This is a genomic window from Alcaligenes phenolicus (assembly GCF_032063905.1).
In the GTDB taxonomy this organism is placed as follows: Bacteria; Pseudomonadota; Gammaproteobacteria; order Burkholderiales; family Burkholderiaceae_B; genus Alcaligenes; species Alcaligenes phenolicus.
In genome coordinates this window covers 261897-275637 of the sequence record NZ_DAMBOE010000006.1, presented here as the reverse complement: position 1 = coordinate 275637, position 13741 = coordinate 261897, and the positions used below count along the sequence as shown (strand labels likewise).

11 protein-coding genes are annotated in these 13741 nt (G+C 65.8%); 6 read left to right on the top strand and 5 right to left on the bottom strand.

Features of this window, described 5'->3' with window-relative positions; all coding sequences use genetic code 11:
• Positions 1 to 384 precede the first annotated feature (384 nt).
• On the bottom strand, positions 385 to 579 hold the full coding sequence (locus tag U2949_RS14070) for a YdcH family protein (protein WP_321288400.1): 195 nt from the start codon (positions 577 to 579) through the stop codon (positions 385 to 387).
• A gap of 90 nt (positions 580 to 669) precedes the next feature.
• On the opposite strand from U2949_RS14070, the gene ttcA reads away from it, so the two are divergent.
• From ttcA to U2949_RS14055, 3 genes are all read left to right on the top strand, one after another.
• The gene (gene ttcA / locus U2949_RS14065; protein WP_407654192.1) at positions 670 to 1587 is read left to right on the top strand and encodes a tRNA 2-thiocytidine(32) synthetase TtcA; all 918 of its coding nucleotides are present in this window, start codon (positions 670 to 672) and stop codon (positions 1585 to 1587) included.
• Positions 1588 to 1704: 117 nt separating this feature from the next.
• Positions 1705 to 2613 (top strand): recombination-associated protein RdgC, encoded by a 909-nt coding sequence (locus tag U2949_RS14060; RefSeq protein ID WP_293711515.1) that lies wholly within the window; start codon positions 1705 to 1707, stop codon positions 2611 to 2613.
• A 53-nt stretch (positions 2614 to 2666) separates the two neighbouring features.
• Positions 2667 to 3461: a M48 family metallopeptidase gene (locus tag U2949_RS14055; protein ID WP_293711518.1), complete on the top strand. Its 795-nt coding sequence runs from the start codon at positions 2667 to 2669 to the stop codon at positions 3459 to 3461.
• Between the two features lie 270 nt (positions 3462 to 3731).
• Here U2949_RS14055 and U2949_RS14050 read toward each other — a convergent pair whose 3' ends face one another.
• From U2949_RS14050 to U2949_RS14040, 3 genes are all read right to left on the bottom strand, one after another.
• A complete protein-coding gene (locus U2949_RS14050) occupies positions 3732 to 5192 on the bottom strand; it encodes an FAD-dependent oxidoreductase (protein WP_293711520.1) in 1461 nt (486 codons plus the stop codon).
• A 132-nt stretch (positions 5193 to 5324) separates the two neighbouring features.
• Entirely contained in the window at positions 5325 to 9779 is a 4455-nt protein-coding gene (gene gltB / locus U2949_RS14045) for a glutamate synthase large subunit (RefSeq protein ID WP_293711523.1), read from the bottom strand.
• 304 nt (positions 9780 to 10083) lie between these two features.
• A complete protein-coding gene (locus U2949_RS14040; RefSeq protein ID WP_321288394.1) occupies positions 10084 to 10602 on the bottom strand; it encodes an I78 family peptidase inhibitor in 519 nt (172 codons plus the stop codon).
• Here U2949_RS14040 and U2949_RS14035 point away from each other — a divergent pair.
• Positions 10593 to 11633, top strand: coding sequence for a DNA topoisomerase IB (locus tag U2949_RS14035; protein WP_293711528.1), 1041 nt, complete (start codon positions 10593 to 10595; stop codon positions 11631 to 11633). The two genes, U2949_RS14040 and U2949_RS14035, sit on opposite strands and share 10 nt — an antisense overlap.
• Here U2949_RS14035 and U2949_RS14030 read toward each other — a convergent pair.
• Positions 11611 to 11940, bottom strand: a complete 330-nt coding sequence (locus U2949_RS14030) for a hypothetical protein (RefSeq protein WP_293711531.1) — start codon at positions 11938 to 11940, stop codon at positions 11611 to 11613. The two genes, U2949_RS14035 and U2949_RS14030, sit on opposite strands and share 23 nt — an antisense overlap.
• Between U2949_RS14030 and U2949_RS14025 the strand changes: the two genes are divergently transcribed.
• Positions 11939 to 12307, top strand: coding sequence for a hypothetical protein (locus U2949_RS14025; protein WP_321288390.1), 369 nt, complete (start codon positions 11939 to 11941; stop codon positions 12305 to 12307). The two genes, U2949_RS14030 and U2949_RS14025, sit on opposite strands and share 2 nt — an antisense overlap.
• Before the next feature lie 16 nt (positions 12308 to 12323).
• Positions 12324 to 13376 carry an SDR family oxidoreductase gene (locus U2949_RS14020; RefSeq protein ID WP_293711537.1) on the top strand — a complete coding sequence of 351 codons (1053 nt, stop codon included), beginning with the start codon at positions 12324 to 12326 and terminating at the stop codon, positions 13374 to 13376.
• Positions 13377 to 13741 lie beyond the last annotated feature (365 nt).

Here is a 13741-nt window from a genome sequence, read left to right as displayed (position 1 = left end):
GGGGAATTCTCTCGCCGCGATAATTCCGAGCCCCTCTCCCGCCAGCGGGAGAGGGGTTGGGGTGAGGGTGCTTTTCGCCGGGCAAGCCCCTGCCGAGCATGGCTCGGCACTACCGCTGTTGCTGCCTCCGTTTCGCGCAGCGAAGGGGAGGGTTTGGGGAATTCTCTGGCCGCGATAACTCCGAGTCCCTCTGCCGCCAGCGGGAGAGGGGTGGGGGTGAGGGTGCTTTTCGCCGGGAAAGCCCCTGCCGAGCATGGCTCGGCACTACCGCTGTTGCTCCCTCCCTTTCGCGCAGCGAAGGGGAAGGTTGGGGAGGGGTGAGCTTTTCGCTGGGCAAGCCCCTTCCGAGCATGGCTCGGCACTACATGACGGGGGGCTGCCTGTTCAGGCCGGCTCGTCCGGGATCAGCATGCATTCCAGCTTGAAGATGCTGTCCTTGAGCTGCAGCTTGCGCCGCTTCAGGCGCTTGGCTTCCAGCTCGTCGTCAGGGTTGGCGGCCAGGCGCGCGATGCACTCGTCCAAGCTGCGGTGCTCGGCCCGCAGGACGGTGATGCGCTGGCTGATTTCGGCGGGCGTCATGGTCTCCACGAGGGCCGAGCATACACAGTTGCCGGCCGCTGTGAGAGGGGGCGGCCGTGAGCCGGTAGAATGGCGGCAATGAGCGCCGTCATTCCCCTGCCCGATCCCGCACCGCGGGCCCGCGATCCGCGCGTGGCCGAACGCGAACACCAGAAACTCAACAAACGCCTGCGCCGTCAGGTAGGTCAGGCCATTGCCGACTTCGGGATGATCGAGGCCGGCGACAAGGTGATGGTCTGCCTGTCCGGCGGCAAGGACAGCTATACCTTGCTGGACATCCTGCTGCAGCTGCAGAAGAAAGCCCCGGTGCCCTTCGAGTTGGTGGCGGTGAACCTGGACCAGAAGCAGCCGGGCTTCCCTGAACACGTGCTGCCCGAATACCTGGCATCGATCGGTGTGCCGTATCACATCATCGAGCAGGACACCTATTCGGTGGTCAGCCGGGTGATCCCGGAAGGCAAGACCATGTGTTCGCTGTGCTCGCGCATGCGTCGTGGCTCGTTGTACACCTATGCCGAAGCCAATGGCTTCACCAAGATCGCGCTGGGCCACCACCGCGACGACATGGTGGCCACGTTCTTCATGAACCTGTTCCACCATTCCAAGATCTCGGGCATGCCGCCCAAGCTGCGCAGCGATGACGGCAAGCACGTGGTCATCCGCCCGCTGGCCTATGTGCGCGAAGCGGACATCATTGATTACGCCACCACCCGCCAATTCCCGATCATCCCGTGCAACCTGTGCGGCAGCCAGGAAAACCTGCAGCGCAAGCAGGTGGGCCTGATGATGAAGCAGTGGGAGAAGGACAGCCCCGGCCGCATCGAGCAGATCTCGCGCGCGCTGGGCGATATCCGCCCCTCGCAGCTGGCTGACCCCAAGCTGTTCGACTTCATGGCGCTGGGCCGCCGTGACGACGCACAACTGCCCGATGCCCACGCGTGGTTGGCAGGTGGCGACAGGCAGGACGATCAGGAAGCCATTCCCCCGCAAGGAGAAGGGCTGGGCTGAGGTCAGGTGGTTACGCGCTGACCGCAGGCGCGGCAGCAGGCCTCATCCATCCGCTTGATGGGCCCCTTCCTGCAATGGGAAGACCAGCCCGGACTCTGAATTCGAAATAGGACATCCATGTTTTTCAAGAACCTCACGCTGTTCCGTTTCCCTACTTCCATTGATTTTTCCGAGGTCGACACGCTGCTGCCGCAGGTAGTGCTCAAGCCGGTCGGTGCGCTGGAAATGACTTCGCGCGGTTTCATCTCGCCGTTCGGCCGCGAAGAGAAGAACCAGTTCTCGCACCGCATCGGCGATGCGCTGTGGCTGACCGTGGGCGGTGAAGACAAGATCCTGCCCAGCGTGGTGGTCAATGACCTGTTGGCCCGCAAGCTGGAAGAAATCGAAGAGAAGGAAGGCCGCAAGCCCGGTGGCCGCGAGCGCAAGCGCCTGAAGGACGACCTGCTGCACGAACTGCTGCCGCGCGCCTTCGTCAAGAGCTCGCGTACCGACGCCTTCCTGGACCTGCAGCACGGCTATGTGGCGGTGGACAGCTCCAGCCGCAAGACCGGCGAGAACGTGATGAGCGACATCCGCGGCATGCTGGGCAGCTTCCCGGCGATGCCGTTGAATGCCGAAGTCGCGCCGCGCTCGATCCTGACCGCATGGATCGCGGGCGAGCCGCTGCCCGAAGGCCTGAGCCTGGGCGAAGAGTGCGAGATGAAGGACCCGGCCGAGGGCGGCGCGGTGGTCAAGTGCCAGCACCAGGAGCTGCGCTGCGACGAGATCGACAAGCACCTGGATGCCGGCAAACAGGTCACCAAGCTGGCACTGGTGTTTGAGGACAACCTGTCCTTCGTGCTGGGTGACGACCTGATCGTGCGCAAGCTGAAGTTCCTCGATGGCGCGCTGGACCAGCTCGAGCACATCGACGAGGAAGGCCGCCGCGCCGAACTGGATGCGCGTTTTGCCTTGCAGAGTGGCGAAATCCGCCGCCTGTTCCTGCTGCTGGAGCAGGCCTTCAAGCTGAGCAAGGCTGACAGCTGAACCCGTTGCTGACCTACCCGGTTTCGTAACCGGGTAGGGACTATGCTGGGCATATGGCCAGTCTGTTCCGTCGTCTGATTACGCCCGCCGCGCCGGTGATCCAGCGCGACACGGTGCGGCTGCGTCTGGACGATGCCGAGATCGAGGTACTGCGTGTGCGCGATCCGCGTGCGCGCCGGCTCAAGCTCAGCGTCGATGAGCGCGGCGCACGTCTGACCATGCCGCTGCGCGCAAGCCTGGTGTCCGGCGAACGTTTCCTGCACGCCAACCGGCAATGGTTGCAGCAGCAGCTGGCGCGGCTGGGCGGCGATGGTCTGCTGGCACCTGCGCTGCAACTGCGTCAGCCCGGCGTGTTGCCGTTGCGCGGGGCGTTGTTGCCGGTGCAGTGGCAGGAGGGGCGCTTCACCCGCATCGAGGCGACGGCGGATGCGGTGAGCATCCAGTTACCTGCACGGGCGGGCGAGCCGGCCCTGCGCCGCGGGCTGCGTGAGTTCTATGAAGTACAGGTGCGTGCCGACGTTGGCCAATGGTTGCCGCGCTATCTGCCGGGGCTGGGCAGGGCACCCACGCGGTTGCGGCCCAAGGTGATGTCCTCGCAATGGGGATCGCTGGCGCCCGATGGTTCGATGGCGCTGGATCTGGCCCTGGTATTGGCGCGCCCGTCTGCGTTCGAGTACGTGTTGGTGCACGAGCTATGCCATCTGCTGCAGGCCAATCATTCGCCGGCGTTCTGGGCCGAGGTGGAGGCGCGCTTTCCCGCATGGCGTGATGAGCGTGACTACCTGCGTGAGGAAGGCCGCAGGTTGAAGAGTACCTTGCATCAACTGTTGCGCGCGCAGCCGGCCTGAGGATTCACGTAGCCGGGTAAGCGTGATGTACCCGCGGACAATGCGTGAAACCCCCCCCGGGTGCGCTGCGCTTACCCGGGCTACGGAATTGCCGGGCATGGCGCGGTACCAGGCCCCCTTCCTTTGGCGAAGCCAAGGGGAGGGCTGGGGAGGGCTTCGCGTTTCGCCGGGAAAGCCTCTGCCGAGCATGGCTCGGCACTACCGCTGTTGCCCCCTCCCTTTGGCGAAGCCAAGGGGAGGGTTGGGGAGGGGTGCTTTTAGCGCCGCGACTTATGCCGCCGCTGCCTGACGGGTGATCAACTGCAGGATGCTGGCTGCGGCATCCCGTCCTTCGGCAACTGCCGTCACCACCAGGTCCGCACCGCGCACGGCGTCGCCGCCGGCAAACAACTTGGGGTTGTGGGTCTGGTAGGGCAGACGGCTAGCACCGCCGGCAATGATGCGGCCGTTGTTGCTGGCTTCGACACCCTGCGATGCCAACCATTCCGGCAGCGTCGGCGAGAAGCCGAAGGCGATGATCACCACGTCGGCTTCCAGCAGCGACTCGCTGCCATCAATCGCCACCGCATTGCGGCGCCCATTGGCGTCCGGCTCGCTCAACGCGGTCTCAACCACGGTCACGCCGATCACTTCATCATCGGCACCGGCTTCAATCGCCAGCGGCTGGCGGTTGAACAGGAAACGCACGCCTTCTTCGCGGGCGTTGGCCACTTCGCGTGCCGAGCCCGGCATATTGGCTTCGTCGCGACGGTAGGCACAGGTCACCTTGGCCGCGCCCAGGCGGATCGCGCTGCGCACGCAGTCCATGCCGGTATCGCCGCCACCCAGCACCACCACACGCTTGCCGTTGAGGTCGGGCAGGGCGATCTGGTCTTCCCAGCCGGCAATCGGCCGGCCCTGCGGATCGTTGCCGCCGACAATGCGGCTGTTCTGCACCAGGAAGGGCAGCGCCGGCAGCACGTTCTTCAGGTCCTGGCCGATCAGGCCACCGTCGGTGTAACGGTAGGCACCGGTGCCGAGGAACACCGCGTCGTAGTCGGCCTGCAACTGCTCGATGCTGATGTCGCGGCCGATCTCCACGCCCAGGCGGAACTGCACGCCCATGCCTTCGAGGATCTCGCGGCGGCGGTCGATCACGCTCTTGTCCAGCTTGAAGCTGGGAATGCCGAACTGCAGCAGGCCACCGATCTGTTCGTAGCGGTCAAACACCACCGCCTGCACGCCGGCACGCGCCAGGCGATCAGCGCAGGCCAGACCGGCAGGGCCTGCACCCACAACGGCAACACGCTTGCCGGTGCTCTCAACCGCATGCAGGTCAGGCTTCCAGCCGGTAGCCAGGGCGGTATCGACGATGTATTTCTCGACCGCGCCGATGGTGACCGCGCCGAATTCCTCCAGCGTGCAGCTGCCTTCGCACAGGCGATCCTGCGGGCAGACGCGGCCGCAGACTTCCGGCAGTGGGTTGGTGGAATGGCAGAGCGTCGCCGCCTCGTGGATGCGGTCTTCCTGCACCAGCTGCAGCCACTGCGGGATGGCGTTGTGCACCGGGCACTTCCAACTGCAGTAGGGGTTGCCGCAGTCCAGGCAACGGCCGGCCTGGTACTGCGCGTCGGCCTTGTCGAACTTGCCGTAGAGCTCGCCCCAATCGCCGGACGTGCGCAATTCCACCGGAATGCGCTGCGGCATGGTGCGGGGCAGATCGAGAAACTGGAAGGCTTGCTTGCGGCTCATGGGAACTCGTGGCGTCTGGAGGAGCCCTTCTCCCGCTTGCGGGAGAAGGTGCCCCGGAGGGGCGGATGAGGGGGCTCTTGAAGCTGCCCTCACCCCGGCCCTCTCCCGCAGGCGGGAGAGGGAGACAATGCGTCAAGCGGCGCGGCGCAGCGACTCGGCCAGCGATTCAATGCTGGCGGCCTTGGGTTTGACCAGCCAGAACTTGCCGACGTAGTCGCGGAACTCGTCGATGATCTGCTGCGCCCAGATGCTGCCGGTCAATTCGCGATGGCGGCCGATCAGGGTGTGCAGGTGCTGGCGATGGTTCTCGAAGCCTTCGGCCGAGATGCGATGGATGTCGATCAATTCGTGGTTGTAGCGGTCGACGAAATCACGGTCGATATCCAGCACATAGGCCAGGCCACCGGTGAAGCCGGCGCCGAAGTTCAGGCCGACCTTGCCAAGCACTGCGACCACACCGTCGGTCATGTACTCGCAGCAGTGGTCACCGGCACCTTCGATCACCGCCAGTGCGCCGGAGTTGCGCACGCCGAAGCGCTCGCCGGCGCGGCCTGCGGCGAACAGCTCGCCACCGGTGGCGCCATACAGGCAGGTGTTGCCGATGATGGCGGTGTTGCGCGCCTCGAAGCGCGCGCCGCGCGGTGGGCGCACCACCAGGCGGCCGCCGGCCATGCCCTTGCCGACGTAGTCGTTGGCTTCGCCTTCCACTTCCAGGTTCAGGCCGCCAACGTTGAACGCACCAAAACTCTGCCCGGCAGTGCCACGGAAGCGCAGGTTCAGCGGTGCCTCGTCCATGCCGTGGTTGCCATGCGCGCGGGCGATGGTGCCGGACAGGCGCGTGCCCACCGAGCGGTCGGTGTTATGGATCAGGAAGCGGTGTTCGCCGCCGCGCTTGTTGGCGATGGCATCGGCCAACAGGTCATCCATCTGCGTGGCCAGGCTGTCCGGCGACTGGTACAGGCGCTGCGCGGCGCAGTGCGCGCCTTCGTAATGCGCAGGCGCGAGCAGCCGCGACAGATCCACCTTGACGCCTTCGCGCGGCGACACTTCCAGCTGTTGCAGCAGATCGGTGCGGCCGACGATTTCATCCAGCGAACGCGCGCCCAGGTAGGACAGCCACTCGCGCACTTCCTCGGCCAGCAGGCGGAAGAAGTTCTCCACGCGCTCCGGCAGGCCGGTGAAGTAACCGGCACGCAGGCGCTCGTCCTGGGTGGCCACGCCGGTGGCGCAGTTGTTGAGGTGGCAGATGCGCAGGTACTTGCAGCCCAGCACGATCATCGGGCCGGTGCCGAAGCCGAAGCTGTCGGCGCCGAGCAGCGCGGCCTTGACCACATCCAGGCCGGTCTTCAGGCCACCGTCGGTCTGCAGGATGGTGCGGCTGCGCAGGTCGTTGCCGACCAGGGCCTGGTGTGACTCGGCCACACCCAGTTCCCACGGCACGCCGGCATAGCGGATCGAGCTGATCGGCGAGGCACCGGTGCCGCCGTCATGGCCGGACACGGTGATCAGGTCGGCGCCGGCCTTCACCACGCCTGCGGCAATGGTGCCGACGCCGGCATGCGAGACCAGCTTCACCGACACCAGCGCGTCCGGGTTGACCTGCTTCAGGTCGTAGATCAGCTGCGCCAGGTCTTCGATCGAATAGATGTCGTGATGCGGCGGCGGCGAGATCAGGCCGATGCCGGGCTTGGCATAGCGCAGGCGTGCGATCAGTTCATTGACCTTGTGGCCGGGCAGCTGGCCGCCTTCACCGGGCTTGGCGCCCTGTGCGACCTTGATCTGCAGCACTTCGGCATTCACCAGGTACTCAGCAGTGACGCCAAAGCGACCGGAGGCCACCTGCTTGATCTTGGAACGCTTCTCGGTGCCGTAGCGGGCGGGATCTTCGCCGCCTTCGCCGGAGTTGGAACGGCCGCCAAGGCGGTTCATCGCTATCGCCAGCGCTTCATGCGCTTCCGGTGACAGTGCGCCCAAGGAAATCGCAGCCGTGTCGAATCGCTTGAACAGCGCTTCGGCCGGTTCCACCTCGTCCAGCGGCACCGGCGTTGCCGCCGGCTTGAGCTGCAGCAGGTCGCGCAGCGCCGAGGTCGGGCGCGAATGCACTGCGTCCATGTACTTGCGCCAATCGGCGGCATCGCCGGTGCGTGAGGCGCGCTGCAGCGTCATCACCACGTCCGGGTTGTACATGTGGTATTCGCCGCCATGCACATACTTGAGCAGGCCGCCGACTTCCGGCTGCGCCAGATCGTTCCAGGCACGCACGGTGAGCTCGCGTGCCTCGGTATCCAGGCGTGCCAGGCCCACGCCGCCGATGCGCGCGGCGGTATCCGGGAAGCACAGTTCAACCACGTCCGGATCGAGGCCGACGATCTCGAACAGCTGCGCGCCGCGATAGCTGGCGACAGTGCAGATGCCCATCTTGGAGATGATCTTGCTCAGGCCCTTGTAGATGCCCTTGCGGTAGCTGCGGCCGATCTGCGAGACCTCACCGCCCTTCTTCAACTGCAGGATGCCGCGCCGGCCCAGGTCGAACAGGGTCTGGTAGGCCAGGTATGGATACACCGCGGTCGCACCAAAGCCCAGCAGACAGGCCATGTGGTGCGCATCGCGGGCGGTGCCGGTTTCCAGGATCAGGTTGACCTCACAGCGCAGGCCAACCTTGGACAGATGATGATGCACGGCGCTGGTCGCCAGCAGTGCATGCACCATCGGCCGATCAGCAACCGGGTAACGATCGGACAACAACAGCATCACCACGCCATCGCGCGCGGCCTGTTCGCACTCGGCGCAGATGCGCTCGATGCCGGCCTTCAGCCCTTCCTCGACGCTGTAGGACAGGTCGATCAGGCGATTGCGTTCGACGTACTGCTCCATCTTCAGCAGCTGGCGCAGCTTGCGCTGGCTCAGCACCGGCGAGTTGAGGATGACGTGGTTCACCGTCTCCGCCGCCGCGTGGAAGATGTTGGTCTCCTTGCCGAGCTGGGTGGTCAGCGACATCGCGCACTCTTCGCGCAGCGGATCGATCGGCGGGTTGGTGACCTGCGCGAAAGCCTGGCGGAAGTAGTCGTACAGCGGGCGGGTGTGGCGGCTGAGCACGGCGATGGGGGTGTCATCGCCCATCGAGCCGGTGGCTTCCTGCCCGGTTTCGGCCAGCGGCCGCAGCACCTGTTCCAGTTCCTCGGTCGTGAGCTGGAACAGCTTGTGGTAACTGCGCAGGGTGGCCTCGTCGAACGGCTCCTCGGCCAGCGAGGGATCGATCAGCTCGGTCTGCAGGTAGGTCACGCCCTGGTGCAGCCATTGCTTGTACGGCGCACGTGCACGGTTGATGCGGTCGATGGCGTCCGAATCGAGCAGGTCGCCACGCTTGAGGTCGATGGCCATCATCTGGCCCGGGCCCAGCTTGCCCTTGCGCACCACGCGCTCGGTCGGCACTTCCCAGACGCCGGCTTCGGAGGCGACCAGGAAGTGGCGGTCGGAAGTCAGCATCCAGCGCGCCGGGCGCAGGCCGTTGCGGTCCAGGGTGCAGGCGGCATAGCGACCGTCGCAGGCGACGATGCCGGCCGGGCCATCCCAGGGCTCGCTGTTCAAGCCGTAGAACTCGTAGAACGCGGCGAGGTCGGCGTCCTTGAACTCCAGCGACTGGGTTGCCGGCGGCACCAGGATGCGCAGCGCCTGGATCAGCTCCATGCCACCGGCCACCATCAGCTCCAGCATGTTGTCCATGCTCTGCGAGTCGGAGCCGTGCATCGAGATCACCGGGTCGAGCTCGGCGATGTCGAACTTCGGCGTCTTCCACACCTTGCTGCGCGCCTGCGCCCAGTGGCGGTTGCCTTCGATGGTGTTGATCTCGCCGTTGTGGGCGAGCATGCGGAACGGATGCGCCAGCGGCCAGCGTGGCATGGTGTTGGTGGAGAAGCGCTGGTGGAACACCACCACGCTGGATGCCAGCTCGTGGCGCTGCAGATCGGGGTAGAAGGTGCTCAGCTTGTCCGGCAGCACCATGCCCTTGTAGCTGATGGCCTCGGCGCTGAGCGTGGTGACGTAGTAGTCGGCGACATCGCGCAGGGCCTGTTCGCTGCGGCGGCGCGACATGAACAGGGCCAGTGCGAACTGTTCGGCACTCTGCTCGATATCGGCATCGACGAACACCTGTTCGATCTTCGGCAGCGTGTCGCGTGCCAGCTGGCCGCAGACGCTGTCGTCGGTGGGCACTTCACGCCAGCCGCGCGGATGGCAGCCGGCGGCGCACAGCTGTGCATCCAGTTCGTCGCGACATCGCTGGGCCGCATCCGCGTCGTGCGGCAGGAACACCACGCCGGCAGCGAAGTTCGGCCCCAGCACGATGCCGGCCTCTTCGGCCAGCTGGCGCAGGAAGACGGTGGGTTTGCGCAGCAGCAGGCCGCAGCCGTCACCGGTGAGCCCGTCGGCAGCAACGCCACCGCGGTGGGTCATGCGCGACAGCGCGGCGATGGCGGTATCCACCAGCAGACGCGAGGGTTGGTCGTCGAGTTGGGCGACCATGCCGAAACCACAGGCATCGCGTTCGTCTTGCGGGTCGTAAAGGCCTTGCGGAGTGCGGACTGCCATCTGTGCCTCGATGCGATTCAGGTGAGCGGCGACACTCCCGCCCGCTCGCTGAGCACGTCATGCATCGGATGGATCGCGCCGTGCTGCCGCACGTGCCGTTGGGGTAAGACCCGACGCACGCCGTTGCGGCGTATTCGCCTGACCCAAGCGCCCTCGCGCCCACCCGATGACACAACGTGCTCGTTCAGGAGCGCACCTTGAGGTCACCGGATGGTTCGACTAAATCACAGCTGTTGCAGCGCCGCAATACATCGTTGCGAGCGCAACCAAAGCCTTGCCCGGCAAGGCTTTGGCTATACAAAAATCAGCCGCAGCGCAGGCCGCTGACCATACCTTTCTCATCGATTTCGATGTTCAGGCGTTCACCGATGAACTCCATGGTCACCGGCTGGTTGGGTTTGAGCACGCGTACGTCGGTGGCGCCGGCATCTTCCTTGGCCTGGGCCAGCATGGACTCGGCGTAAGGCTGGCCGACCAGGCCCTGTACCTGGCTGGCGTCGCAGCTGGCCGGCGGCGGCGGGGTGGCATCGGCAGTGGAGGCAGCGGCCTGCGCGGCCTGCTGTGCCTGGCTGAGCGCCTCGTCCTGCTCTTCCGGGGCCGGGCCCTTGCAGGCGCTCAGCGACAGCAGCAGCGCAGCGGTGGCAACCAGGGCGGCGGGGCGGCGCAGTGCGCGCGGCGTCGACGGGAATTGCATCGGAACTCCAGGGTGTTGATGGTCAGCCCAAGCATATAGCCAAGACAAGGGATTGTTGACGCTGCGTCGCACTGGGCCGCGCGATACTTGCCGAGCGCAGCCGCAACGGGAGGTCCGCAATGGCCGCATACAACGCACCCGGATTGCGCCACAGCAGTGACGATGAGCCGGGTATACGCCGCATCCGCAGCGGACGCGGCTTCCGCTATGTGGATGCACGCGGACACGCGGTCAGGGCGGCAGCCACGCTGCAGCGCATCCGCGCGCTGGCAATTCCACCGGCCTATACGCAGGTATGGATCTGCGCGCAGGCCAACGGCCATCTGCAGGCCAGCGGCCGCGATGCGCGTGGGCGCAAGCAGTACCGCTATCACCCGGATTGGGTGCGTATGCGCAGTGCTGACAAGTTCGATCGCATTGTCGCCTTCGGCAAGGCCCTGCCGGACCTGCGCCGGCAGGCAAGGGCCGACCTGAAACTGCCCGGCCTGCCACGCGAAAAGGTGATCGCGATCGTGGTGGCGGTGATGGGCCGTACTCTGGGTCGGATCGGCAACGATGCCTATGCCCGCAGCAATCGCTCCTACGGGCTGACCACCCTGCGCAACCAGCACCTGCAGATACGGGGCGGCCGCGCCCAGTTGCGTTTCAACGGCAAGTCCGGGCAGCTGCAGGCCCTGCATATAGATGACCCGCAGCTCGCCAGGCTGGTACAGCGTTGCCAGCAATTGCCAGGGCAGTTGCTGTTCCAGTACCGCGACGACAACGGCCGACTGCGGCCGGTGGACTCGGCCGATGTCAATGATTACCTGCGCCGCACCACGGGTGACACCTTCAGCGCCAAGGACTTCCGCACCTGGGGCGGTACATTGGTGGCGCTGCGCGAGTTGGCGCAGCTGCCGCTGCCCGACGGGGGCGGCGAGCAGGCCCTGACAGCCATGCAGAACCAGGTGATTGCAGCGGTTGCGGCGATGCTGGGCAATACCCCGGCGGTGTGCCGCAAGGCCTATATCGACCCCTGTGTATTCGATGGCTGGCGCCAGGGCCAGCTGCTGCGGCTGCGTTCATTGCGGGGGCCAAGGCAATGGGAAGCGGCGGCACTGCGTTTCCTGCGCGCCGCCCATCGCGGTACCGGTGCCGTCAGCCGCAGCGCATCGCAGTGATGTTGTTGGTGCGGCCCACCTCGATGGTCAACCGTTCACCGCCGCTGGACGTGGCCGGCGCCTGGATCGACGGCAACACCTCGGGCTGGTCACGACCGCGCACCACGTTCACCTGCAGGCTGTCGCTGTCCACGCGCGCTTTTTCGACGGTATCGGGTGCTGCGGCCAGGCCCACCGCGCCGCGCACCATGTCGGTGTGGCATTGCCCGGAGACGATGCCATCGATGGGCTGGATGGTATTCAGCTGCGCCGTGCTGCAGGCAGACAGGATCAGGGCGGTGGCGGACACGGCAATCAGGCGGTGCATGGCGGACTCCGGCGGCGGTGGTGTGGTTGGCAGCATTACCGCAGCGCTGTTTGCAGCGGATGAAATACACATCCCGTCCACGCGTATTTCACTGGCACCGACCTTGCGCCTGCCTACACTGCGGGCTCCACCTGATAGCGAAAGGGGCACCGCAATGGCTACCTGCGACGTCTGTGGCAACAACTACGCCAACAGTTTCACTGTCACCCAGGGCAAGGCTACCGGCACGTTTGATTCCTTCGAATGCGCGATCCACGCGATGGCACCGCGCTGTGCGCATTGCCAATGTGCGGTGATCGGCCATGGCGTGGAGGCAAACGGCGCCACCTATTGCTGCGAGCACTGCGCGCGCCATGCCGGTGGATGAGCGGGAGGCGAACGTCATGGCAACCAGCAAGAAGACGCCCGCAGTCAGCAAGGCTGCACCACGAAAAAAAGCCGCCAAGAAGGCCGCCGCACCGTCCGTCGACAGCGCGGCGCAACGCACCGCCAGTCGGCAACGCCGCTTGCAGGAAGACCTGCAGCAACAGGAGAAACTGCGCAGCGCCACGCCCAAACATCACGGCAGTGTGCAGGCCGGCGCTCGCCGCCAACCCAGCAAGCTGCCAGCGCAGCAACTGGCCAAGCCGGGCAACGAGCATGATCTGCAGCTCGCACCGCGCTATCTGGCCCAGGCCTACAAGGGCAGCGGCAAACTGAAAGGCATGCGCGCCATCATCACCGGGGGTGATTCCGGCATAGGCCGGGCGGTGGCCGTGTTGTTCGCCCGCGAAGGCGCCGACGTTGCCGTGCTGTACCTGAGTGAGCATGAAGATGCCAAGGTCACCTGCGGGCATATCGAGCAGGAAGGCCAGCGCAGCCTGGCGATCAGCGGTGACGTGCGGGATCCGGCGTTCTGCGACCACGCGGTGCAGCAGGTGGCCAAGGCGTTTGGTGGTATCGACATCCTGGTCAACAACGCGGCCTTCCAGCTGCACTGCCATCACCTGGAAGATCTGAGCGACGAGCACCTGCAGGAGACCCTGCAGACCAATATCGCCGGCTACATCCACATGGCAAGGGCGGCACTGCTGCACATGGGCGAGGGCGCCAGCATCATCAACACCGGCTCGGAGACCGGTCTGTTTGGTAGTGGATCGTTGATCGATTACGCGGCGACCAAGGGTGCGATCCACGCGTTCACCAAGTCCCTGGCCAGCCAGTTGTTGCCGCGCGGCATACGCGTCAACTGCGTCGCGCCGGGGCCGGTATGGACCCCGCTGAACCCCGCAGACAAGGTGGCTGAAGACGTGGCCGAGTTCGGCAAGGACAGTGACATGGGACGCCCCGCGCAGCCGGAGGAAGTGTCGCCGGCGTATGTGTTCCTCGCTTCCCCGATTACTGCCAGCTATATCAGCGGCGCGATCCTGCCGGTGATGGGCGGCCCGCGCGGTTGACGGTCGGCTCAAGCCCCACCCCCGCCGGCCCTGCTCGTTGGCTGCGTACGGGAAGGGGCCACAGCTCCCTCCCTTGCGCAACGCGCAGGGGAGGGTTGGGGAGGGGGGCTCTTTGCAGGAACGTTGATCCATGAGCCCAGGCAACAGCCAAAGCCACCCCCTCCCAGCCTCCCCCCTTGGCTGCGCCAAAGGGGAGGGGCTACAGCTCCCTCCCTTGCGCATCGCGCAGGGGAGGGTTGGGGAGGGGTGCTCTTTGCAGGAAGGTCGATTCACGAGCCCAAGCGACGGCCAAACCACCCCCTCCCAACCTCCCCCTTGGCTGCGCCAAAGGGGAGGGGCTACAGCTCCCTCCCTTGCGCATCGCG